We start from the raw sequence: 22,963 nt of genomic DNA, 5'->3' as shown, positions 1-22,963 counted from the left end.
ATGTTGTTGTCTGACCTTTCTGTAAAACGTCCGGTTTTTGCAACCGTACTGAATATTCTGTTGGTGGTTTTCGGTATTGTGGCTTTTACCATGCTGCCGTTGCGCGAATACCCGGATATTGACCGGCCCATAGTGTCTATTAATACAGACTACCCCGGCGCCTCTGCCGAAGTGGTGGAAACTCAGGTCACACAGCTGGTCGAAGACCGCATTAGCGGTATAGAAGGCATTAAAAACATTAGTTCTAGCAGCCGCAACGGCCGCTCCAGTATTAGCATTGAGTTTAATCTGACCCGCGACATTGATGCAGCCTCAAATGATGTTCGTGAACGAGTGTCCCGGGTACTTGATAACCTGCCTGAAGAAGCCGACCCACCCGAAGTCTCAAAAGCTTCCAGCGATGAAAGCACCATTGTCTGGTATAACCTGCGCAGCGAGAGCATGTCGATTCTGGAGCTGACTGACTATGCGGAGCGGTACATCGTCGATCGTCTGTCAGTTGCCGACGGGGTTGCACGAGTTGTCATTGGTGGCGACCGACGCTATGCGATGCGTGTTTGGCTGGATCGTGATGCCATGGCGGCACGACAGGTGACGGTGACCGATATCGTCAGCCGTTTACGTGAAGAAAATGTTGAGCTTCCGGCGGGAGAAGTCGAGTCAACCGACAGGGAGTTCTCGGTTCGTATGGCACGCGCTTATTTGTCACCGGAAGACTTTAAAAATCTGGTGATAAGACAAGGTGACGATGGCTATTTAGTGCGTCTGGCGGAGGTTGCCCGGGTAGAACTGGGTGCAGAAGACGACAAAACCGACTTCCGTGGAAACGGCGTTAACATGGTTGGTGTCGGTGTCATTAAGCAGTCGAAAGGCAACACTCTGGACGTAGTGAAGAACGTTCACCGGGAAATGAAAAAAATTCAGCAAACATTGCCGGAAACCATGTATCTGGCACCCAGTTACGATTCATCGATATTCATTCAGGGTTCCGTTGATGAGGTTTACAACACGCTGGCCGTGGCGATGGCGCTGGTTATTGTGGTTATTTACCTGTTTTTAGGGAATATAAGGGCAACCATAGTGCCTGCGTTGACGGTACCTGTGGCTATTATTGCTTCCTATATGGTTTTGTTTGCTTTGGGCTTTTCCATCAACTTACTGACCCTGCTGGCGCTGGTACTGGCTATTGGTTTGGTGGTTGATGACTCCATTGTGGTTTTGGAAAACATATACCGCCGCATAGAGGAGGGAGAACCTCCTATCCTGGCCGCTTACCGCGGGGCCCGGGAGGTGGGCTTTGCGGTTATTGCGACGACCCTGGTACTGATTTCGGTATTTGTACCCCTGGCTTTCTTAGACGGGAATATCGGTAAGCTTTTTACTGAGTTTGCTCTTGCCATAGCCGCCGCAGTTGCTTTCTCGAGTATTGCCGCACTGACGTTAACACCAATGCTGAGCTCTAAAATACTCAGTAAAAAGGAACGTACCAGCAAATTCGGCCAGGCTTTTGATGCAACTTTCAATTGGCTGGAACACGGCTATCGACGTGTGCTTGAGAAAAGCGTGAAGCGTCCCATGATGGCGATAGTGCTTGTAGTGATGTCGGGCGTTGTCGCGTTCGGTTTATTCAGCTTTATTCCACAAGAATTCGCGCCACCTGAAGATAGGGGAACTTTCTACATTCAGGTGCGCAGTGCTGAAGGAGCGAGTTTTGAGTCCAGCTCCAGACATATGGACGAAATAGAGCAGATTCTTTTGCCTTACATTGATGAAGGCAAGATTGACCGCTTAATTGTTCGTGCGCCCGGTTGGGGCGGTAGTGCCGGTATCGCCATTGTTGGCGCTGTTCCTTTTGACGAGCGTGACTGGTCAAGTTTTGAGCTTATGGAAGAAATGCGCTCTCAATTGAACTCAGTTGTCGGCGTTCAGGCGTTCGCTTTTATGCGCAGTGGTATTAGCGGCGGAGGCGGCCGACCGGTCGAGTTCGTGCTGCAGGGGAACACCTATGAGCGCTTAGCGGAATTCAGAGACATTGTGATTGAAGAGGCATCGACAAATCCTGGGTTACAAAATCTCGACAGTGATTACAAGGAAACGCTGCCACAGTTACTGATTCAGGTCGATGAAGCGAGTGCTGCCGACCTGGGTGTTTCGGTGCAGGACATCGGTATTACCTTGCAGTCTGTGTTAGGTCAGAGACGAGTAACAACCTACCTTGATCGGGGCGAAGAGTATGACGTGATGCTGGAAGGCGAGAAAGCGGATTACCGTAGTCCCGGCGCTATCGATAATATCTATGTTCGCTCTCGCAAAAGTGATGAATTGATTCCGCTTTCTAACCTCGTAACCATCACTGAGCAGGCAACGTCAGCCCGGCTGAACCGTTACAACCGTATGCGCAGTGTCACCATTGAGGCGAATCTGGCTGAAGGCTATTCACTGGGTGAAGCCTTAAGTTACCTGGAAGGCGTGGTGCAGGAAAAACTGCCGGAAGACGTTTCGATTGATTATAAAGGTGAGTCTCAACTGTACAAAGAGAGTGGCAGTTCAATCGTCTTTGTTTTCGGGTTGGCATTGGTCATTACCTTCCTGGTTCTGGCTGCTCAGTTTGAAAGCTTTATTCACCCCTTGGTCATTATGCTGGCGGTGCCTATGGCGATAGTTGGGGCTTTACTGGCCCTGTATGTAGCCGGAATGAGCATTAATATATACAGTCAGATAGGTATTGTGATGCTTATAGGTCTGGCCGCGAAGAACGGTATTCTCATCGTTGAGTTTGCGAACCAGTTGCGTGACTCTGGTATGGAGTTCAAAGAGGCGGTGCTTAAGGCCGCACAGCAGCGTCTACGGCCTATTGTGATGACAGCCTTCACGACCTTAATGAGCGCCATGCCGTTGATTCTGGGCTCTGGTCCGGGGGCAGAAAGTCGTATGGTTATTGGTACGGTTATTTTTGCCGGAGTTGCCGTGTCAGCGTTTTTGACGTTATTTGTGATTCCTGCTCTGTATATTGCACTAGCGAAAAATACCAGCTCACCAATGGCTATTACACGTAAACTGGAATCTTTACAGGAAGAGTACCCGGACCATCATAGTTGATGGTCTGCGGCGTTATTTAAAGCATATTTAAAGTGCTAGTAGTGCAGAATAGGTTCGTTGCCGGCAGTGGTCAGGCCGGCAACAACGTTTTGCGCATAACTTGGGTGATTGGTAAATATACCGTCGACGGCCATTGCGTGCAGTTCTTCAATATCGTGTTGTCCATCCACAGTGTAGACATAAACTTGTAAGCCTCTGCGATGACCATCTGCCACCAGTTCCGGAGTGACAAAGTCGACAGCAAAGTGAGCAGAGAAAGCCTGTAGCTCCTCTGCGAACTGACAATAGCTCAATGGGCAACTGGCACTTAAAGCGCCAATTTTAATTTCAGGACGACGCTTTTTAAGACGTTGTAGCCAATGATGATTAAAAGACGAAACCAGCAATTGCTCGTGCTTAAAATTGGCGTTCTCCAGGGCGTAGTCAACATCCAGCAGGAGTTCTTTAGTGGGTACGTCGCCTTTGAGCTCGATGTTGACATGACAATATCCGTTAATATGGGCTAAAGCTTCACGCAGTGTGGGTATGGACTGCTGACCGAAGACTTTCAGGCGTCGAATTTGCTCTGCGGTCAAATCTTTTAACCTGCCCGGAGTGGCTGTCAGGCGTTCTAAATACCGGTCGTGAAAGACAAAACGCTCACCGTCAATGGCGTAAACATCCAGCTCTATGCCATGCACTCCGCTGTCCATTGCGCGCGAGAACGCGGCGAGCGTATTCTCCGGAGCCTCATAACTGGCTCCTCGGTGAGCCCATAAAATCAATCGTCGCTCTCTTTTATTTCTGCCATCACCTCACCCATGCGGGTCACTGACTGAGGTTTAAGTTCATCGTCAAACTCAATGGCGTCTTTAGCAAAGGTCAACACAACGGTTGAGCCCAGTTTAAAGTGCCCCATTTCCTCGCCCTTTTTAAGATGTATAGCACAGTGTCCCGAGGTTGGATATGACCAGCTTTGAATACGGCCGCCGGTAGGAGGCGTTATGGTACCGGACCATACAGTACCGATACTGGCAACGATTGTCGCACCAACCAATACCAATGACATGGGGCCAACTTCGGTATCAAAAATGGCAACTACGCGTTCATTTCGGGCAAAAAGGTTAGGGACATTAGCCGCCGTTAACGGGTTAACGGAGTACAAGTCACCAGGTACATAAATCATTTTTTTCAGCACGCCGTCGCAGGGCATATGAATGCGATGGTAGTCTTTTGGCGCTAAATAAATGGTCGCAAATTTACCGTCAACGAAAGGTTTCGCATCTTCTTCGTTGCCTCCCAGTAATTCCTGTAACGAATAATCGTGGCCTTTGGCCTGAAAAATACGTCCTTTTTCAATGTCGCCCAATTGGCTGACGGCACCATCGACCGGATGAGCCAGTTCGTTTTCGCTGGCTTCTAAGGGTCTGAGCTCAGGTTTTAAATGGCGGGTAAAAAACGCATTAAAGGTTTTATAAGCTTTTGGCGATTCTTCAATGGCTTCACTCATATCAATTTTATACTGCCGGATAAACCAACGGATAAACAGCTGAGTAAACCATCCGGCACGCGCTGCAGCAAACTTTCCCATTAAGCGGGAAATCAAATGCTTAGGCATGACATGCTGGAAGAAAATTTTGACTTTATCGGTCTTAGCCACAGTTATTTACCTCGAATTGCCCGACTGGGCTTTTGTGTTTTCATAGTCTCAATAATGCGATGATAATTAGAAAGACGCCAGTCATGCAATTGATTGTTGCTGACAGCTTCCTGTAATGCACAACCCGGGTCGTCTGCGTGTTTGCAGTCACGGAATTTACAGCCACCTAAATAGTCGCGAAAATCCACATAGCAACGAGCGATTCGCTCGGGTTCCAGATGCCACAATGAAAATTCCCGAATCCCGGGGGAGTCAATCAATGCGCCGCCTTGCTTTAAGTCATACCAAGTCGCGACTGTGGTTGTGTGCTGGCCTAATCCTGAATTATCGGACACTAAATTTGTTTCTGCGTTCACGTCAGGTAGCAGTTGATTGACCAACGAGGATTTGCCCACTCCCGACTGTCCAACCACAATAGAAATACTGTCTTTCAGCATATCCTGCAAGGTATCGAGACCATCCTGAGTCGCGCTGCTGACGTTAAGGACTTTATAGCCAATGCTCTCGTAGTCTTCTAAGCGCTGCTGGATATGGTTGCGCTCATCTTCGTCTATTTCCGGCAGTAAGTCGGCTTTATTCAGGACAATAATCGGCTCTATACCAATGTCTTCGCAGGCGACTAAGTAGCGATCGATAATCGGGGAGGAGAAGCTTGGCAATACGCTCGAGATAATAAAGATTTGATCAATATTAGCGGCAACCGGTTTAAGACCGTCGTAGTAGTCGGGGCGTGAAAGCAAGCTGTCACGTTCCTGAACGGCAACCACCACACCCTGCATTCCTTGTTGCTCAACCGACGATCTGGACCATAAAACGCTGTCGCCGCACACCAGGCTGCTGATGACTCGGCGAATATGGCAGCGATAGGTATTTCCCTGCTCGTCACGGATATCGGCATGTTGGCCAAAGCGGCTTATAACGCGACCGGGCTCCGGTGCATTAAGCTGGCTGTTGGTCCACTCTATATCGGTATTTTTCAGTCGTTTTTTCTGATTGACTGATACTTGCCGTTGCTGACCTTTGTTAAGACGTCTGCGTTTTACCAAGCCCGTTAACCTGTTGTCGTGCTAGAAATGACGCTATCATACAACAAATTGTATTGAGAGAGCAGGGTAATGACCGAGGACAATAAGAAACAACGCTTAATTTGGATTGACCTTGAAATGACAGGACTGGAGCCTGATGAACATCACATTATTGAAGTGGCTACTATAGTCACCGATGCCCAGTTAAACACTCTGGCCGAAGGGCCTGTCATTGCGGTTCATCAGCCACAAAAGTACCTGGACAGAATGGATGACTGGAATGTGAAAACGCACACCGGCTCCGGTCTGGTTGAGCGGGTAAAGCAAAGTCAGCACGACGAGCGAAAAGCGGCTGCAGAGACCATTGAGTTTTTAAAGCAGTACATTGATGCCGGCGTATCGCCAATGTGCGGTAATAGTATCTGTCAGGATCGCCGTTTTCTGGCAAAGCATATGCCTGAGCTGGAAGCCTTTTTCCACTACCGGAATTTAGACGTCAGCACGTTAAAAGAGCTGGCTAAACGCTGGAACCCGGAAGTTGCCAATAGCTTTAAAAAGTCAGGAGCGCATGAGGCTTTAGCGGATATTCGGGAGTCTATTGGTGAACTGAAACATTACCGGGAAAACTTTTTACGACTTTAATCGGTACTAGAATTTATTGCTCAACCAGGCTGGAAGAAATATGAAACCAAATGAAATGTCGAAAGCAAAAAGTGTAGGCGATAAAGTCGTACTGGTTCTGACAATGGGGTTTATTATCCTGTTTTTGGGCTTGTCACTTTGGAATATTGAGCTTACGGCAGCTTCCATAGAAACGGGATTCGCCTGGACGGCCAAATACTTTGGTTCGTTCTTTCAGACTTTGCTAATACTCACATTTTTCATAGCCTTAGGTATTGCGCTTAGTCGTTATGGAAAAGCCAGAATTGGAGCAAGGTCTACACCTGAAATTAGCACTTTCCGATGGCTTTCAATGATTCTTTGTACCTTGCTTGCAGGCGGCGGTGTTTTTTTCGCGGCGGGAGAGCCTGTCTATCACTTTCTGGTGACTCCACCTGTTAGCCCTGCGGAAGCCGGCACACAAAATGCGATTGCACCAGCTTTGGCTCAAAGCTTTATGCATTGGGGGTTTTTAGCATGGGCGGTTTTAGGGTCACTCTCTGCAATTGTGTTGTCCTACTCCCATTATGTTAAAGGCAAGCCCTTGCAACCCCGAACCTTGCTTTACCCTGTTTTTGGTGAAAGAGCACTGAAAGGCGTTTTCGGGAGTGTTATAGACTCATGCTGTGTCATTGCCGTTGTTGCAGGCACTGTAGGACCAATTGGCTTTTTAGCGACGCAAGTGAGCTTCGGGCTGAGTGAGCTGTTCGGCGCGACAGATGGCTTTGCGTTGCAGCTTGTTATTCTTTTGTGCCTGGCTGCAATTTACATGATTTCCGCACTTACGGGGCTACACAAGGGAATTCAGTTTCTTAGCCGAATGAACGTATTTCTGGCTATAGCCATAGCTGCTGTTATCGTAATATTCGGACCAACGCTATTTTTGGCCAATAGCTACTTGCAGGGAATGGGGCAGTATATTGGTTCATTTTTCGAAATGGCAACAATGACGACGAATACCGCACCCGACTGGTGGATGAAATGGTGGACAGTCTTCTTTTTTGCCTGGTTTATTGGTTACACGCCGTTGATGGCTGTATTTGTGGCGCGAATCTCTCAGGGCCGAACGATTAGACAAATGGTTTTATCAGTAGCGGTTATTGCGCCGATTGCGACAACACTTTGGTTTACCTTGCTCGGTGGTTCAGGCATTTTCTATCAGCTTGAAGGCGTGTTCGACTTAACGGAGCCTTTGACCAACTTTCAGTTTGATGTAGCGACGTTGACCGTGGCACAGGCATTACCTGGCGGTAAGCTAATGGCTACGGCTATTTTGCTGTTAACAACAATATTTGTAGCAACTACTGGTGATTCTATGAGTTACTCTATTGCTATGGTTGGCGCCGGCCATGATGAACCTCAGCCTTGGGTTCGTGTTTTTTGGGGTGGGGCTATGGCGGTTATGGCGGCCGTTTTACTGTATATGGGAGCTGGGCAAATTAGTGTCCTACAGCAGTTTATTGTTATTACGGCATTGCCGGTGTCGTTAGTAATATTGCCCACTTTGTGGACCGGGCCTCAGACTGCGAAAGCTATGTATGAGGAACAGTCCCAGGGAACATCTGACTAAATGTTCTACAAATAGAGATGTTTTTCCGAAAAAATATTGACGAATGCGGCGTAATGGGTAGAATACACGCCGCACTGACGAAGCGGGAATAGCTCAGCTGGTAGAGCACAACCTTGCCAAGGTTGGGGTCGCGAGTTCGAATCTCGTTTCCCGCTCCAACGTCAGTCTTTCCACCAGAAGTAGCAATACGCGGGAATAGCTCAGCTGGTAGAGCACAACCTTGCCAAGGTTGGGGTCGCGAGTTCGAATCTCGTTTCCCGCTCCAAGTTTTAATCGCTAGTACGTTTCAATTGAATTTAATACGCACCAGCGACTAGATGTTCTGAACCTTCGTTTACTAACTCTTCTTCGAACTGTCCACAAACATAGCGATAGCACCATCACCCGTAATATTACAGGCGGTACCAAAGCTGTCTTGTGCCATATACAGGGCTATCATTAAGGCAACTGCGGTTTCGCCGAAGCCCAGCATGGAACCTAACAGGCCAACTGCCGACATAACGGCACCGCCAGGTACCCCGGGTGCGGCTAACATGACAATACCTAACATTAAAATAAACGGCAGCATGGTAAAGAAGCCGGGAATGGCCAGTGAACTGTGCAGTACCATAACCGCGACCGCACAACTGACAATGGTAATGGTGGAGCCGGCTAAGTGAACGGTGGCGCAAAGTGGCACGGTAAAGTTGGCTACGTCGTTATCGACTTTGTTTTTACGCACGCTTTGCAGGGTAACCGGAATAGTGGCTGCGCTGGACATAGTACCTAGTGCAGTAAAATACGCCGGTAGCATATTTTTGATTAAAAACAGTGGTGAACGACCGGTTTTTATACCCGCCATAATGTACATGGAGGTAATGTAAATCCAGTGCAGGGCAACGGCGAGTATCAGTATTACACCAAAGGTTTTCAGGGTGTCAAATACTGTACCTGCAACAGCCATTTCAGCAAAGATACCGGCAATATACAGCGGTAGTAATGGAATAATAACTTTAACCAGTAGCAGTTCGATAATGTCACGGCCTTGATCCGACAACTTTTTCAAACTTTCTGCTTTGGTACTGGCAATGCCCAGCCCGAAGATAAAGGCTAAAACCAGTGCTGACATCACTTCCATTAGTGGTGGAACCGACAGCTCAATAAATGGTTCGATAGTGGCTTTGGCTTCGGTAGAAACGCTCTGAGCATCGGTGGTAAGCCAGGGCACGACAATGCTGGCAGCAAAAAACGCAACAATACCTGCAATAACGGTAGAGGCATAAGCAATACCTAAGGTTTTCCCCAGCATTTTTCCGGAGTTGCTCGGTAAGCTGGCAATACCGCTGGTAATGAAGAACAAAATAAGCAATGGGATGGTAAAGAATAACAGCTGACCGAACAGAGCTTTAAAAGTCAACAATACCTGACTGACCCACTCCGGCATGTATAATCCAATGAGAATGCCGGCGACTATACCCGCCACAAGCTTAAGAACTAATCCCATAATATTCGACTCTTTTTATGAATGTTTTACGAATGGAGGCGTGTTGTTGCAGGCCTTATTTACAGGCGTTAACCAATTAGAGTAAACCTTTTAAATGCGCAACAACACTACGGCCTAAAGCGCTGAGATTATACCCGCCTTCGAGCGTAGATACGATACGACCGTCACAATGTTTGTCGGCAATTTCTTTCAGCTTAACGCTTATCCAGTGATAGTCTTCTTCTTTCAGTAAGAACTGCGACATATCGTCTTCGGCGTGACCATCGAAGCCTGCTGAAATAAGTATGAGTTGTGGTGCAAAGTCATCTAACGCCTGAAACCACTGTTGGCTAACGGCTTCTTGCCATTGTGGGCCTTTGCATCCTGCGGGTAAGGGAACATTGTGGATATTGTCTGCGCTGGTGTCCTCCCCGGTAAATGGGTAGAACGCCTGCTGAAAAGAAGAACAAAATAAAATGCGTTCGTCGTTTTGAACAATGTCTTCTGTTCCGTTACCGTGATGTACGTCAAAGTCGACAATGGCAACGCGTTCAAGCCCGTGCGTTTCCAGAGCATGATAAGCGGCAATAGCAACATTATTAAACAGGCAGAAGCCCATCGCTTTATCGCGAGTGGCGTGGTGTCCGGGAGGCCGAACGGCGCAAAAAGCTTGTTTATTGTAGGTGGTCAGCACATCATCCACCGCGTTGATGGTGGCTCCGGCAGCCTTCAGGGCGGCGCTTTTACTGCCTGCGGTTACTAAGGTGTCCGGATCAATCCACTCGTGGTCGTACTCCGGAATTTGCGCGAAAACAAAGTCGACATGCTCTTTGGTGTGAGCTCTATAAATAGCCTCCAGAGGCGCGTCGGAGGCGTCTTTTCTGACCAGCACAAAGTCCATTCCGGAGCGAATCAGTTGATCGTTAATGGCCGCTATGCGCGCCGGGCACTCCGGGTGTTGTTCATCAGGAATATGATCCAGGCAATCTGAGTGACTAAAAACAACGATAGACATAGCTAGTCTGCGTCCTCGTTCAGCTCGAGTTTCAGCAGCACTTCTCCGGGCTCTTCACTGGGTAAGCGCTTAAAGCCTCCGCGCTCGAACACGCTGAGCATGGGCTTATTAGCTGCCAGAACATAGGCCTGCATACTGTCCAGCTTGCGCTCTTTGGCAATGCGGATCATTTCATCCAGTAACATCCCCGCCATGCCGCGTCCCTGGTACTTCTCACGGGTAACAAAAGCCACTTCACAGCTATTTTGAGACTCAATGAAGTAGTAACGTCCTACGGCCTGAATTTGAACCGCTGAGCCCTTTTGCCGAACAATACACAGGGCCAGGTCTTTGGACTGATCAACGCTGACCAAATTACAGGATTTTTCCCGGGTCATGTTGGTGGGGACTGCGTTGTATCGTAGCTGCAGAGTTTCTTTGGTATGAGAATAGAAAAACTCCTGCAATCGTCGTTCATCTGATGGATACAGCGGTCTTAAGTCAAAAGACTCGTTATTAATTTTTAGCTTTTTAAAGCCGATGTCACCAAGTTCAGGCACATCGACAGGCGTTTGTTGCTGGTAGTTGGGCACCCAGTAATGTTTGCGTACTTCCTGCAACAGGTGGCTACGGAATTTAGGGTGGGCAACCCGAATCAGCTCTAATGCGCGTTCGCGGATACTTTTTCCGCGCAGCGACGCCACTCCAAACTCAGTTACGACATAGTGCACGTGCCCTCGTGTGGTGACCACTCCGGCTCCTTCACGAATAAAAGGCACAATCCGTGACACCTTACCGTCTTCGGTAGTCGATGGCAGAGCTATTACAGGCTTACCACCTTTACTTAAAGACGCGCCACGACTGAAGTCAACTTGCCCGCCAATACCACTGTAAAACTGATGTCCTATGGAGTCGGAAACAATCTGTCCGGTTAAGTCCACTTCAATGGCGCTGTTAATAGCCACGAGTTTGTCGTTACGGGCGACATTGGCTGGCGAGTTAACGTACTCGCTGGGGTAAAAGCCAACGTGGGGGTTGTGATCAACAAAGTCATACAACGCTTTAGAACCCATACAGAAGCTGGTGACGATTTTGTTTGGGTGAAAGGTTTTTTTACGGTTGTTGATAACCCCTTTGAGCATAAGGTGCATGACATCGTCAGTGATAAGCTCACTGTGAATGCCAAGATCTTTATGATTGCTCAGGTAACGCAGTGCCGCCGCGCAAATAGTGCCTACGCCAATTTGCAGAGTCGCGCCATTTTCAACCAGCAACGCAATGTACTGGCCTATACGTTCGATGATTTTATTGTTTTCCAGGCTTGGCGGTGGCAGCTCCGGTAGTGGCGCCGCATGTTCCCAAAAATGGTTAATCTGATTCGTGTGCAAAAATGACTGACCATAGGTAACCGGCATATTCGGGTTAACCTGAGCTATTACTGTATTGGCAGACTTAGCTGCCGCCGCAACCACATCAACCGACACGCCCATAGAATGGTAGCCGTACTTGTCGGCGGGGCTGACCATAATTAAGGCCGCATCCAGCGGCAGAATTCCGTTACTGAACAAATTCGGAATATCGGAAATAAAGCTGGGGGTGTAATCTGCGCGTCCTTCGTTAACTGCCGTTCGTACCGTATCGCCCCCAATAAAAAAGGTATTTACCTTAAAGAGTTGCTGATACTGCGGGCCTGCCCACTTGTTATCGGACAGCGTCATTAACTGCACAATTTCAATATCGTGCAGGTTTTTCGCATTTTCTATCAGGTCATCAATAAGAGCCGTAGGCACCGCCGCGTGGGAGCCTATAAAGATCCTCTGCCCCGATTTCAGTATCTTTGACCAATCTAATTTTGTCGTTGTCATACTGCTGTTTTACCTTAGTGATTAGCTTTGTGCAATCATTCAAATTGAGATAAACTTGGTCGTTAATTAATCATTGAACGGACTCGCTGCCATGAATAATAAAAACAAGAAATGGGTTCACTATTGCTTAGCCGCTTCAGCGTTTTATCTGTTGGTAAGTTTTGGGTCCGTATCAGCTCAGCCTTCGGCAGAAAATATTAACGGTGTTCCGGTTAATATGGCCATGGAGGAGCAGTTGGATGATTATCTTAATTCCCTGGGTGAAGATGAAGACTCCAAAGCCATTTTGTTTAATGTGCTGGAGAATATGTCAGCGAAAACGGCCATAGCGACCCGGGCCAGAGCTAAAAGTTACGAAGTTTCCTGGTATTACTATGAAAGTGAAACAGAGTTAGCCTTTGAAAAGCTGGATGAACTGTTAGCACTTGCCAGAGAAAGTGAAATTGCTGATGTAAAAGCCGAAGCTCAGGCGACTCGAGTTGAGATACTTCAAATGGAAGGTAAATACGGCGAAGCGTTTTTGCTGCTCAACGATGTTGAAATTCCCCTTTCAAACTCACGTATGCCACGGGTTCGTTATTACGGTCATAACCTCATTTCGAGAGTCTATGCTGACTGGAACCGTTACGATGATGCCTTGCGCCACTTGCTGCTGGCTCAGGATGCAGTGAACGAAACAAACAACGAAAGAACGCCCATCCGTCAACAATATTTGGACTACTCAATCGCGATTATTCAGTCTGAGTTGAAAAACTGGGAAGGGTCGCTAAAAACAATTAATAAGGCAATTCAAAGCGCTAAGAAAAACGAGCTGGAATACGACTTGCCTGATTTTTATCTGCATAAGTCTTACGTTGAAGCTGGAATGGGTGATCGCGACTCCTCTCTGGATTCACTTAAAAAAGCGTATGACGCTGCGATTAAAGACAATCGTACGTATTTACTACCCGTTATTCTCAATAATTATGGCGACCACTACATGTATGAAGAACAGTGGGAAGAAGCTCGCAGCCATTTACGAGAAGCCCTGGAGCTGGCCGAAGAAGTCGAAGATATCTGGATGGCACAGACTATCTATTTTAATTTGGGTTTTATTGATGTGCATCAGGGGAATACCGAGGCGGGCTTTAAAGAAATGCGTGAAGCGGTTGAGTTTTACCGTGAAGAAGGCATAAAGACAGAGGTTGAAGGCTTACTTGGTGAGCTTGCCGAAGCCTATGAGTTTGCCGGACAACATCAGAATCAGGCTGAAACTCTGAAGCAACAAATGGAACTGATGGAGGAGCTTTACCAGAGTGACCAGCAGCAGAACCTGGCTAATTTGCAGCAGCTTTATGAAAGCAAAGACAAAGAGCAGCAAATAGAGTTGCTGGAACGCCAAAATCACTTAAAAGAACAAGTACTGAAAATTAACAAACAACGCAATATGATTTGGTTGCTGTTGGGGATCTTTGCCGTATCCTCAGTTGTCTGTGTGTTTTTTATGTACCGTAAAGCACAGAAAGCGAATTTACGCTTAAAAGCGGCGAACAGCATGTTGGCTGATCAGTCGTTAAAAGACCCGCTTACAGGCTTGTGGAATCGGCGTGCACTACAAAAAGAAATGGATGAGCGCAAGAAACATGGCGAGCGTCGTGATGCCGCTACTCAGTCGGATGGCTTGATTCTGCTTGACCTCGACTTTTTCAAACGCATAAACGATCAATTCGGGCATGCGGCGGGGGATGAAGTGTTAGCGGAGGTTAGCCGACGTCTGCAGATGATATGCCGAGACAGCGACAAGCTGATACGCTGGGGCGGGGAAGAGTTTCTCTTTCTGGTTCGCAACGTCGATGATGAGAACTTAAAAGAACTGAGTGAGCGAATACTGAATGAGCTGGCTAATAAGCCTGTTAGGTTTGAAGGTTATGAAATTCGAGTGACAACCACTATTGGTTTTATTCGCTTACCTTTCTCGGGTGTTTCAGAGAAACAAATGGATTGGGAAAAAGTACTTCAGGTTGCTGATATGGCATTATATATGGGCAAAGCACACGGGCGTAACCGTGCTTGTGGGGTTACTCAATTGCATGTGTCGTATGAAGAAGCCCAGGCAATACTCGAAACTGATTTATCTGAGGCATTAAGTAATAAATGGATCTCTATGGAAACCATAGAGGGTCCTGAAGCGCCTCAAGAGCCATTATGAAGCTCTCTCAGTTTGGTCCTGGCGCACTGGTCGCTGCGGCTTTTATTGGTCCGGGTACCGTTGTTACGGCATCGTTGGCTGGTGCTGATTATGGCTATGCCTTGTTATGGGCATTAGTTTTCTCTGTTTTCGCTTGTCTTATCTTGCAAGAAATGTCCGCTCGTATTGGTTTAGTAACGCAGGCCGGATTGGGCGAAAATATCCGAAATAACCTGACCTCTGGCTGGCTGCGGTGCTTAGCTCTTTTGCTTATTTTCAGTGCGATAGCCATTGGCAATAGCGTTTACCAAGGCGGAAACTTGTCCGGAGCGAGTTTAGGGGCTTACGAACTACTGGGGCCTGTGCCATTAGTTGATAAATGGTTAAGCAATGCTTGGGCGGTGGTTATTGGTGTTGTGGCTTTCCTTGTGCTTTGGTCAGGCAATGCTCGAGTTATTGAAAAGTCGCTAATCGCCATGGTGCTCCTCATGAGTGTCGCATTTTTAGGTACGTTCTTTTTGACTGATGCTGACTGGGCTGACGTATTTAACGGTATTTTCGTGCCCAGTATGCCTTCGGGCGCGACGCTTACCGTGGTTGCGCTCATTGGCACAACAGTTGTGCCTTATAATATCTTTCTTCATGCCTCCAGTATTTCTAAAAAGTGGCAGTCAACCAGTGATTTGCCGGCTGTTCGCCGAGATCTATTTGTGTCAATTCCGTTGGGTGGCTTAATATCAATGGCAATTGTGGCGACTGCCGCATCGGCATTTTTTGGCCATCAAATTACAATCTCCAGTGCTGCCGACTTAGCCGTCTCTTTAGAGCCCCTGTTTGGTGATGCCGCAACTTATTTAATGGCAATTGGTCTGTTTGCTGCAGGGATCTCCTCAGCAACAACGGCTCCTTTAGCAAGTGCCTACGCACTAAATGGTATTATGGGGTGGTCAGTGAATTTGAAGAGCCGCGCCTTTAGAGCTGTATGGTTGACTATTTTGGTGTTGGGCGTAGCTATTTCCAGTCTTGGTATAGAGCCTGTCACCGTTATTTGGTTTGCGCAGGTAGCTAATGGGGTTTTGCTGCCTGTTATTGTGGGCTTTTTATGGTGGTTGAGCTGCGGAAATTTGTTGGGTCAGAATCGCAATTCTTGGTGGCAAAACTTGTTAGCTGCAATGGTCTTCATTATTTCAGTTGCATTGAGTGCTAGAAGTTTAGGCTCAGCGTTTGGAGCTTTTTAGCTCTCTAAAATAAGAAGAAGGCAGTGTCCATGCTGCCTATAGCGATGAAACGAGTTACTCGCTTGCTGCACCAACGAATTCGAGTTCTATCGGCTCACTTGATGCTTCAATGGTAATATTCTCAGTTAAGAAAAACTCTATGTCATCATCTGCTTCCGGGTTATCCGAATCATTACAAGTTAAAGCAGCGGTGTAGTCGCCGGTCGCAATGAAACCCATAGCGAAGTCATAGGTATCAACCCCGTCAAAATAGACCGCTGTACTCGCGTACGGCTCATTCTCTTCGTTACCGCCGTTGTCGGCTAACGCTGAAGCTTCTAAGTCGCTGCCTTCATAAAGGTAAACGTAAGCAACCGGTTGTGACTCATCGTCAGGCGCGACAGTGCAGGTTTCATTAAACAGCAGAGCTCCTTCTGCTACCGAGCCTTTCAAGTGGCCAACTGCAGAGTTATCGACTAAGCGAACGCCTCGAGGCTTCAGAATATAGTGGCTTTGACCTACCGGATTTGTCATTGAGTTGCGTAAGTCAAACTCGACGGTAAAGTTAAGGTTGCCACCGGCATCGGCAATAAAGCCATCCAATTTAAGTTCATTAGAAGGAACCTGAATGCTCACCTTCTCGGCCTCGCCGTCACTATTTGTGTCGGTCATAACGTATGACCCGTCGGCCATAACCAACCTCAGTTGACCGTATTGTCCGGCTTCTATTTCAGCATCTTCGAGAAACATCATGGACTCGTTGCCAGTGAACTCTAATAGATTAATACCTATGGTGTTAGTTATGGGCTGGCCTTCCTCATTAGTACAAAGATCATTTTCTTCAGGAACCTCGATATCTTCACCAACGGTGAAAGTCCGCGGAGAGCTGCCATTTCCTCTAAGCTCAATGGCATTAAAGCAAGCGACAACAGATTCAGCATTGTCGACCGGTGCGTCACTGATACCTAAAGAAAACTGAGCGAGATCGTTAGTGTCGTTACTATTTGATCCTCCGCATGCAGCCAGACTTAATGTAGCGGCGACCAGCGTTGTTAACATTAACTTATTCATAGTGCTCTTCCTTTTACTCGTGAAACACTTTGAAACAAAGTGACATATTTGATTACGTGAGGCTAATGTATAGATGCTGTGACAATTTGTTAAAAGGCATTTTACAGAAATTTTCATTGACAAAATTCTGAGTTAGCTCTATATCGTCTTTGTCGTACACAACGACAGGCTTTTGTTCGGTTTTTAGTCTGTAGGAAGGGCTTACCCATGACCAAGATGACCCGTGAATTACTGTTAAAGAAACCGTTTAACGATTTCCGCAACTACCCTTATGGCTTTTCACGCTCCGGCGACTTTTCAATTCGTGAAAGCGATGCATTGACTCATTATGGTTGTTTGATTACAGCTATGTTGAACGGTGAGTTTAAGCCGACGTTAAAAGAGGACATTGAATTACTGGCTGCGTGCAAAGGTGAGCAAGCTCCGGTAAGTACTGTAGAAAAAGTTTGGGCGAAGTATCAGGCGCGAATTCACCGGCCTAAGGTTGCCAGCATGTATGGTCGGGGGAAATTTGCTGATGATACCTTCAGTTCAGCCTCGGACACGGAAGACGATCTTATTGTTGAGGACTGATTTGGCGTAAACGTCTGGGTTTCTGGCGGTGGCACATGTAGCAACGGCTACCGTCAGATTGTTTCGCTTCTTTTTTTGCTTCACTGGCCAGCAGTGCGACATCGTGATGCGATAAACACTCCGAAGGATCGGGCTGGACAACCCCTATAGCAAGGCCCAGTAAAGGATAGAAAACCGGCGTGCCGTTTCGGGACAGCGCTTTTATTCCGCCTAAATTAATGTGCTCCTGATGATAAAAGCGGATGATATCCTGCTCAAAATCCCTGATAATTTTATTACACTGTTGTTCGGCTTGTTCTTTATCTGTGTCTTTGAAAATGGCGACAAAGTCGTCCCCGCCAATGTGACCAATGAAATGACCATGTCTGAATAGTTGCTTTTGCAGAATCTGTGCCAGCCATTTAATAATTTGATCGCCTTGTTCGTACCCATAAATGTCGTTGTAGGGCTTAAAATGGTTCAGATCGAAATAGGCTACGTGAAATGGGCGCGCGCGGGAAAGTTGTTCCTCAATAATCTGGTTAATGGCCACGTTACCCGGCAGTTGGGTCAAGGGGTTCGCATGGCGTGCATTGTTAACTTTTAATTCGGTTATTCTGCGCAGTAGGTTTTTAATGGATGCCACACCGTAGTAAACATCGTTTTTAGTTACAATAATGTGCTGATAGATATCGACTTCGTCGTTATCGGTAATAAGCTGGCTTACGTCTTCCAGCGACGTTTGCCAGTCAACGGAAAGAGGGTGTTCGTCCATTATGTAAGAAACCGGTTTGTTAGCATAAAGTGCATGCCCGTAAGAACCGGAAAAGAACTCCATAATTTTTTCTCTGCGAATAATTCCGGCGACTTTCTTCTCATGAATAACGGGCAGGGAAGATAAAGTTTTGTCCTGTGTAAAGGTATCAAGTACCTCAGATGAACGCGTACGAGCTGATACGCAATGAATGGTGTCGACCACACTGGCGATAGTACTTTGGTAGTTTAATGCAACATGATGATGTGGCAGCAGCAGTGAGGACGGAACCTCCAGCACCGGATAAGGTGCGGGTCTGCCAAGCAGGAACCCCTGACAATAATTAATTCCCATAGCCTGCAGTTGCTCAAGCTCATCTGGGGTTTCAATGCCTTCCACTATCACTTTTGTGCGCAGACTGGTGGCCAGCGATAAGATACTTTGTACAAATTCCCTTTCTACAGAGGACGTTTCAATAGAATGAATAAAGTATCGATCAATTTTCACATAATCAGGACGTAATTCTGACCAGAGTTTCAACCCTGAGTAACCGGCTCCTAAGTCATCAATTGCTATCATAAACCCCAGCTTCTGATAATGAATAATGGCGTGTTTTAGGTTCTCAGTATCTTCAATTGGGTAGCGCTCTGAAATTTCGATAACGATTTGCTCCGGCGCTATGCCGAATTGCTGAGACAAGCGCAGCGTTGAGCCATGAGGGTGGCTGTCGTCCTGCAAAACGTTAGGGTTTACGTTAAGAAAAAGTTTTCCCTGCATCGCGTTTTTTTGAAACGCTTCCATTGCTGCAGATCGGCAGGCCAGCTCCAGTTCAGATAGCAACTGTACCTGGCTGGCGAGAGAAAACAGGCGATCCGGGAATTCAAGCGGGTGGCCTTTAGGCCCGCGAATAAGAGCTTCGTGGCCAATAACAATTCCGCGGGAAGTGTCTATAACGGGCTGGAATAGAGGATAGAGCTGCTTTTTCTGAATAAGACTTAAGAGTTCTTTAGTTAACTCAGACCCTGACATGGAACCTCCTGTTACAGCACGACATAAAAGCTTAGTTTTATTTTATGACAGTGCTATGACAGGAGGTAAGTATTTAGCCCTCGCGCTTTATAGCGCGGTGAGCAATATCGGTACGGTAATAGACGTTATTCCAGCTTACTTGATCAACCAGTTGATACGCGAGTTTTTGTGCTTCTGTAACAGTGTCACCCAAAGCCGTACAACACAAAACTCGACCACCACTGGTAACCACTTCACCATTATCCATTTTAGTCCCGGCGTGGAATACTTTCTGGTTCTCAGGTGCGTGATCCGGCAAACCGTGAATGACGTCACCTTTTGCATAGCTTTCAGGGTATCCACCCGCGGCCATAACCACGCCAACTGCGGCGCGCTCGTCGAAGTCGATAGGCGCTTGGTTGAGCTTACCATCAATTGCCTGCTGGCAAAGTTCTACCAGGTCAGACTTCAGACGCATCATAATGGGCTGAGTTTCCGGGTCACCAAAGCGACAGTTGTACTCCAGTACTTTGGAGGTGCCGTCTTCGGCTATCATTAAGCCTGCGTACAGAAAGCCTTTATAAGGCGCACCTTCTGCAGCCATTCCGTCTACTGTGGGCTTAATAACATGACGCATAACCCAGTCGTGGATGGCAGGAGAAACCACTGGAGCCGGCGAGTAAGCGCCCATACCACCAGTATTTGGACCGTTGTCACCGTTGTCGCGAGCCTTATGGTCCTGGCTTGAGGCAAAAGGTATGGCATGTTTACCGTCAACCATAACAATGAAAGACGCTTCTTCGCCACGTAAAAATTCTTCGATAACCACGCGGTGACCGGCATCGCCAAAACGGTTACCGGCCAGCATGTCGTCAATAGCGGCATCTGCTTGTTCCTGACTTTCGGCAATAATAACGCCTTTGCCAGCGGCCAGTCCGTCTGCCTTAATGACAATAGGAAGACCTTTTTCAGCGACATAAGCTTTAGCGGGCTCAACCTCGGTAAAGTTTTGGTAGTCGGCGGTGGGTATGTTGTGACGCTGTAAAAAGTCCTTACTGAAGGCTTTAGAGCCCTCTAACTGCGCGGCCTTTGCCGTTGGGCCAAAGGCCGCGAGTCCGGCTTCGTTAAAGCGGTCCACAATACCGGCAACTAATGGCGCTTCCGGCCCGACGATAGTCAGCTCTATACCTTCCTTTTTGGCAAAGTTAAGAAGACCGTCGATATCTTCGGCACCAATGGCAACATTTGTCAGGTTTGGCTCACGCTCTGTACCTGCATTACCGGGTGCAACATAAACACAGTCAACTTGGTTTGATTGTGCTGCTTTCCACGCCAGAGCGTGTTCACGGCCTCCGCCGCCAACGACCAATACTTTCATAAGGTTAGTTGTATCCTGTTAGTCTGTAACGGGTTTTTGAAATTTTAAAGTGAAGCGATCACTTTCACCAATGGCTTCATATATTTCTTTGTCTTCATCACCCAGAGCAAGGGTTGGCGGTAAAGTCCAGACGCCTTTAGAGTGATCGGCTGTATCTTTCGGGTTTGCGTTAATTTCACTGCTGGCGACAAACTCAAAACCGGCTTGTTCGGCTAAGTCTATAACCCAGCTTTCTTTCACATAACCTGAGTCTTTAAAAGCTTCTGCATCTGCTGACTCGGGCAAGCGGTGATCAACGATACCCAGCATGCCGTTAGGCTTTAATGTTTGATGAAAATGACGGAAAGCTTGCAGCACGCCTTCTTCACCTTCCTGCATGTACCAGTTATGCAGGTTACGGAAGGTTAATATACGATCCGCACTTCTGGGTGGCGCTATATCGGTATCTTCACCTGGCGAGAATTCGGTTAATTCGACGTTCCCGTAAATCGGGTTCGTGGTGAGTTTTTCTTTAAAGTTTTCCAGTGAACGCTGGTAATAGTCACTGTCTGAATTTTCCGGGAAGTGAGCTGCGTATAGCTGCCCCTCGTCGGCAAGGTAAGGTGCCAGTATTTCAGTGTACCAACCGCCGCCCGGCCAAATTTCGACGACCGTCATGCTTGGCTCTAATTCAAAGAACTCTAAAGTTTCTTTGGGATGACGAAATTCGTCACGAGCCTGATACTTGTCAGTACGTGATTCATGGTCAACAGCGGCTTGCAAAGAGTCGGCTTCAGGAGCCGGCGAACAGGCGCCAAGGACGCTTGCTAGTGCAATGGCGGAAACAGAAGTTATTATTTTTTTCATACTATCACCTGTAGAGTTGAGAACTAGCCTATAAGACTAGCCCCCAAACGTTACTGACGCAATGCTGCAATTATCAGCAAAGGTGCTTAGTGACGGAAATGTCTCATGCCGGTAAAGACCATCGCAATACCGTGTTCATTGGCAGCAGCAATGATCTCTTCGTCGCGGATAGAACCGCCTGGCTGAATAATAGCGGTTATACCTGCTTCAGCTGCGGCGTCAATGCCATCGCGGAACGGAAAGAAAGCATCCGACGCCATGACCGAACCCGGTACGCTGAGGTTCTCGTCCGCGGCTTTAATTCCTGCAATTTTGGCACTGTAAACCCGGCTCATCTGGCCTGCACCAACACCTATGGTCATGCCGTCTTTGGCATAAACAATGGCATTAGACTTAACAAACTTAGCGACTTTCCAGCAGAACAATAAGTCGGTCATTTGGGCTTCGGTTGGCTGTTTTTCGGTGACGACTTTCAGGTTGTCCTGAATGAAATCCTGGTTATCGGTGTTTTGTACCAGTAAGCCGCCGTTGACGCGCTTGTAGTCCAGTTGTTCAACAGAGTCCGACCACTCACCACATTCCAGTAAGCGAACGTTCTTTTTGCCGGCAACAGCTGCCTTGGCGCTTTCACTGACGCTTGGAGCGATAATAACTTCCACAAACTGACGCTCAACAATAGCGGTTGCGGTTGCTTCATCCAGCTCGCGGTTAAAAGCAATAATGCCACCAAATGCGGAGGTTGGGTCGGTTTTAAAGGCGCGGTCATATGCGTCGGTAATAGATTCACCTATTGCAACACCGCAAGGGTTTGCGTGTTTAACAATAACGCACGCTGGTTCAACAAAGCTCTTTACGCACTCAAGTGCCGCGTCTGTGTCGGCAATATTGTTAAAAGACAACGCCTTGCCCTGAATTTGAGTGGCGCTGGAAACGGTCCCTTTTGGTGCATTGCGCTCAGTATAAAATGCCGCCGACTGATGCGAGTTTTCGCCGTAGCGTAAGTCCTGCTTTTTCGATACCTGCAGGTTCAACGTACGCGCAAAGTCGTTTTCGCTAAGCTGCTTACCAAGGTAGTTGGCAATCATGCCGTCGTACTGAGCTGTGTGTTCGAATGCCGCAACCGCCAGATCAAACCGAGTGCTGTGACTGACGCCACCCTGCTCTTCAAGTTCAGCAAGCACGCGTTGGTAGTCGTTGGCATTGACAACAATGGTCACGTCTTTGTGGTTTTTAGCAGCCGCACGAACCATAGTCGGACCGCCAATATCGATATTCTCAATAGCGTCTTCGAGAGAACAGCCTTCTTTAGCAACCGTTTCAGCGAAGGGGTACAGGTTCACTACAACCATATCGATAGGCGCAATATTTTGCTCCTGCATAACATTTTGGTCGACGTCGCGGCGGCCTAAAATACCACCATGAACCTTAGGGTGCAGTGTCTTTACCCGTCCGCCCATAATCTCTTCCTGGCCGGTATGTTCAGAGACATCAATAACGGCAATGCCTGAGTCACGAAGCAGTTTGGCTGTACCGCCTGTAGAGAGAATTTCAATGTTCTTTTTAGCCAAAGCTTGAGCGAATTCAACAATACCGGTTTTATCAGAAACACTGATTAAAGCGCGTTGGATTGGACGGGTTTCCATTGTTTTGCCTTTC

The 22,963-nt window shown here is 47.6% G+C and carries 17 protein-coding genes and 2 tRNA genes; 8 read left to right on the top strand and 11 right to left on the bottom strand.

Translation table 11 applies throughout. From position 1 onward, the window contains the following. Positions 1-3,099, top strand: a complete 3,099-nt coding sequence (locus tag Q5L94_RS06110; protein WP_317497566.1) for an efflux RND transporter permease subunit — start codon at positions 1-3, stop codon at positions 3,097-3,099. Positions 3,100-3,134: 35 nt separating this feature from the next. Here Q5L94_RS06110 and Q5L94_RS06105 read toward each other — a convergent pair whose 3' ends face one another. Genes Q5L94_RS06105 through rsgA form a run of 3 tightly spaced genes read right to left on the bottom strand, consistent with a single transcriptional unit; the run spans position 3,135 to position 5,784 of the window. Beyond that, positions 3,135-3,863, bottom strand: a complete 729-nt coding sequence (locus tag Q5L94_RS06105) for a glycerophosphodiester phosphodiesterase (protein WP_317497565.1) — start codon at positions 3,861-3,863, stop codon at positions 3,135-3,137. Continuing rightward, complete coding sequence (gene asd, locus Q5L94_RS06100; protein WP_317497564.1) at positions 3,860-4,738, bottom strand: archaetidylserine decarboxylase; 879 nt, start codon at positions 4,736-4,738, stop codon at positions 3,860-3,862. Before asd ends, Q5L94_RS06105 begins: the two co-directional genes overlap by 4 nt. Positions 4,739-4,740: 2 nt before the next feature. Next, positions 4,741-5,784, bottom strand: a complete 1,044-nt coding sequence (gene rsgA, locus Q5L94_RS06095; protein ID WP_317497563.1) for a small ribosomal subunit biogenesis GTPase RsgA — start codon at positions 5,782-5,784, stop codon at positions 4,741-4,743. A 69-nt stretch (positions 5,785-5,853) separates the two neighbouring features. Between rsgA and orn the strand changes: the two genes are divergently transcribed. From orn to Q5L94_RS06075, 4 genes are all read left to right on the top strand, one after another. Then, entirely contained in the window at positions 5,854-6,405 is a 552-nt protein-coding gene (gene orn / locus Q5L94_RS06090) for an oligoribonuclease (RefSeq protein WP_317497562.1), read from the top strand. A 40-nt stretch (positions 6,406-6,445) separates the two neighbouring features. Next, positions 6,446-7,993, top strand: coding sequence for a BCCT family transporter (locus Q5L94_RS06085; protein WP_317497561.1), 1,548 nt, complete (start codon positions 6,446-6,448; stop codon positions 7,991-7,993). 82 nt (positions 7,994-8,075) lie between these two features. After that, positions 8,076-8,151, top strand: a tRNA-Gly gene (locus tag Q5L94_RS06080). Positions 8,152-8,182: 31 nt separating this feature from the next. Further along, positions 8,183-8,258, top strand: a tRNA-Gly gene (locus Q5L94_RS06075). Between the two features lie 72 nt (positions 8,259-8,330). Here Q5L94_RS06075 and Q5L94_RS06070 read toward each other — a convergent pair. From Q5L94_RS06070 to Q5L94_RS06060, 3 genes are all read right to left on the bottom strand, one after another. Next, on the bottom strand, positions 8,331-9,476 hold the full coding sequence (locus tag Q5L94_RS06070) for a dicarboxylate/amino acid:cation symporter (RefSeq protein ID WP_317497560.1): 1,146 nt from the start codon (positions 9,474-9,476) through the stop codon (positions 8,331-8,333). 76 nt (positions 9,477-9,552) lie between these two features. Then, positions 9,553-10,470 carry a histone deacetylase family protein gene (locus tag Q5L94_RS06065; protein ID WP_317497559.1) on the bottom strand — a complete coding sequence of 306 codons (918 nt, stop codon included), beginning with the start codon at positions 10,468-10,470 and terminating at the stop codon, positions 9,553-9,555. A 2-nt stretch (positions 10,471-10,472) separates the two neighbouring features. After that, positions 10,473-12,314, bottom strand: a complete 1,842-nt coding sequence (locus tag Q5L94_RS06060; RefSeq protein WP_317497558.1) for a GNAT family N-acetyltransferase — start codon at positions 12,312-12,314, stop codon at positions 10,473-10,475. Positions 12,315-12,405: 91 nt separating this feature from the next. Here Q5L94_RS06060 and Q5L94_RS06055 point away from each other — a divergent pair, with 91 nt between their 5' ends. Both Q5L94_RS06055 and Q5L94_RS06050 read left to right on the top strand, forming a co-directional pair. Beyond that, positions 12,406-14,502 (top strand): GGDEF domain-containing protein, encoded by a 2,097-nt coding sequence (locus Q5L94_RS06055; protein WP_317497557.1) that lies wholly within the window; start codon positions 12,406-12,408, stop codon positions 14,500-14,502. Continuing rightward, positions 14,499-15,719, top strand: coding sequence for an Nramp family divalent metal transporter (locus tag Q5L94_RS06050; RefSeq protein ID WP_317497556.1), 1,221 nt, complete (start codon positions 14,499-14,501; stop codon positions 15,717-15,719). The genes Q5L94_RS06055 and Q5L94_RS06050 overlap by 4 nt, the downstream gene beginning before the upstream one ends. A gap of 54 nt (positions 15,720-15,773) precedes the next feature. Here Q5L94_RS06050 and Q5L94_RS06045 read toward each other — a convergent pair whose 3' ends face one another. After that, on the bottom strand, positions 15,774-16,769 hold the full coding sequence (locus Q5L94_RS06045; protein WP_317497555.1) for a DUF4382 domain-containing protein: 996 nt from the start codon (positions 16,767-16,769) through the stop codon (positions 15,774-15,776). A gap of 207 nt (positions 16,770-16,976) precedes the next feature. Between Q5L94_RS06045 and maoP the strand changes: the two genes are divergently transcribed. After that, positions 16,977-17,342: a DUF413 domain-containing protein gene (gene maoP / locus Q5L94_RS06040; RefSeq protein ID WP_272988573.1), complete on the top strand. Its 366-nt coding sequence runs from the start codon at positions 16,977-16,979 to the stop codon at positions 17,340-17,342. Here maoP and Q5L94_RS06035 read toward each other — a convergent pair. From Q5L94_RS06035 to purH, 4 genes are all read right to left on the bottom strand, one after another. Then, on the bottom strand, positions 17,326-19,104 hold the full coding sequence (locus Q5L94_RS06035; protein ID WP_317497554.1) for a bifunctional diguanylate cyclase/phosphodiesterase: 1,779 nt from the start codon (positions 19,102-19,104) through the stop codon (positions 17,326-17,328). The two genes, maoP and Q5L94_RS06035, sit on opposite strands and share 17 nt — an antisense overlap. A gap of 73 nt (positions 19,105-19,177) precedes the next feature. After that, entirely contained in the window at positions 19,178-20,461 is a 1,284-nt protein-coding gene (purD, locus tag Q5L94_RS06030; protein ID WP_317497553.1) for a phosphoribosylamine--glycine ligase, read from the bottom strand. Between the two features lie 18 nt (positions 20,462-20,479). Continuing rightward, positions 20,480-21,307 carry a methyltransferase gene (locus Q5L94_RS06025; protein ID WP_317497552.1) on the bottom strand — a complete coding sequence of 276 codons (828 nt, stop codon included), beginning with the start codon at positions 21,305-21,307 and terminating at the stop codon, positions 20,480-20,482. An 86-nt stretch (positions 21,308-21,393) separates the two neighbouring features. Next, positions 21,394-22,950, bottom strand: coding sequence for a bifunctional phosphoribosylaminoimidazolecarboxamide formyltransferase/IMP cyclohydrolase (gene purH / locus Q5L94_RS06020; protein WP_317497551.1), 1,557 nt, complete (start codon positions 22,948-22,950; stop codon positions 21,394-21,396). Positions 22,951-22,963: the final 13 nt, after the last annotated feature.

Origin of the sequence: Idiomarina sp. Sol25 (genome assembly GCF_033052775.1) — a bacterium.
Classification (GTDB): Bacteria; Pseudomonadota; Gammaproteobacteria; order Enterobacterales; family Alteromonadaceae; genus Idiomarina.
Note: the sequence above shows the minus strand (reverse complement) of the source record. Positions and strands in the feature narration are given on the sequence as shown.

Excerpts from the sequence above, each read along its gene's own strand:
- Q5L94_RS06110 (WP_317497566.1), top strand. The coding sequence starts at position 1 with ATGTTGTTGTCTGACCTTTCTGTAAAACGTCCGGTTTTTGCAACCGTA.
- orn (WP_317497562.1), top strand. The coding sequence starts at position 5,854 with ATGACCGAGGACAATAAGAAACAACGCTTAATTTGGATTGACCTTGAA.
- Q5L94_RS06085 (WP_317497561.1), top strand. The coding sequence starts at position 6,446 with ATGAAACCAAATGAAATGTCGAAAGCAAAAAGTGTAGGCGATAAAGTC.
- Q5L94_RS06070 (WP_317497560.1), bottom strand. The coding sequence starts at position 9,476 with ATGGGATTAGTTCTTAAGCTTGTGGCGGGTATAGTCGCCGGCATTCTC.
- Q5L94_RS06065 (WP_317497559.1), bottom strand. The coding sequence starts at position 10,470 with ATGTCTATCGTTGTTTTTAGTCACTCAGATTGCCTGGATCATATTCCT.
- Q5L94_RS06060 (WP_317497558.1), bottom strand. The coding sequence starts at position 12,314 with ATGACAACGACAAAATTAGATTGGTCAAAGATACTGAAATCGGGGCAG.
- Q5L94_RS06055 (WP_317497557.1), top strand. The coding sequence starts at position 12,406 with ATGAATAATAAAAACAAGAAATGGGTTCACTATTGCTTAGCCGCTTCA.
- Q5L94_RS06050 (WP_317497556.1), top strand. The coding sequence starts at position 14,499 with ATGAAGCTCTCTCAGTTTGGTCCTGGCGCACTGGTCGCTGCGGCTTTT.
- Q5L94_RS06045 (WP_317497555.1), bottom strand. The coding sequence starts at position 16,769 with ATGAATAAGTTAATGTTAACAACGCTGGTCGCCGCTACATTAAGTCTG.
- maoP (WP_272988573.1), top strand. The coding sequence starts at position 16,977 with ATGACCAAGATGACCCGTGAATTACTGTTAAAGAAACCGTTTAACGAT.
- Q5L94_RS06035 (WP_317497554.1), bottom strand. The coding sequence starts at position 19,104 with ATGTCAGGGTCTGAGTTAACTAAAGAACTCTTAAGTCTTATTCAGAAA.
- purD (WP_317497553.1), bottom strand. The coding sequence starts at position 20,461 with ATGAAAGTATTGGTCGTTGGCGGCGGAGGCCGTGAACACGCTCTGGCG.
- Q5L94_RS06025 (WP_317497552.1), bottom strand. The coding sequence starts at position 21,307 with ATGAAAAAAATAATAACTTCTGTTTCCGCCATTGCACTAGCAAGCGTC.
- purH (WP_317497551.1), bottom strand. The coding sequence starts at position 22,950 with ATGGAAACCCGTCCAATCCAACGCGCTTTAATCAGTGTTTCTGATAAA.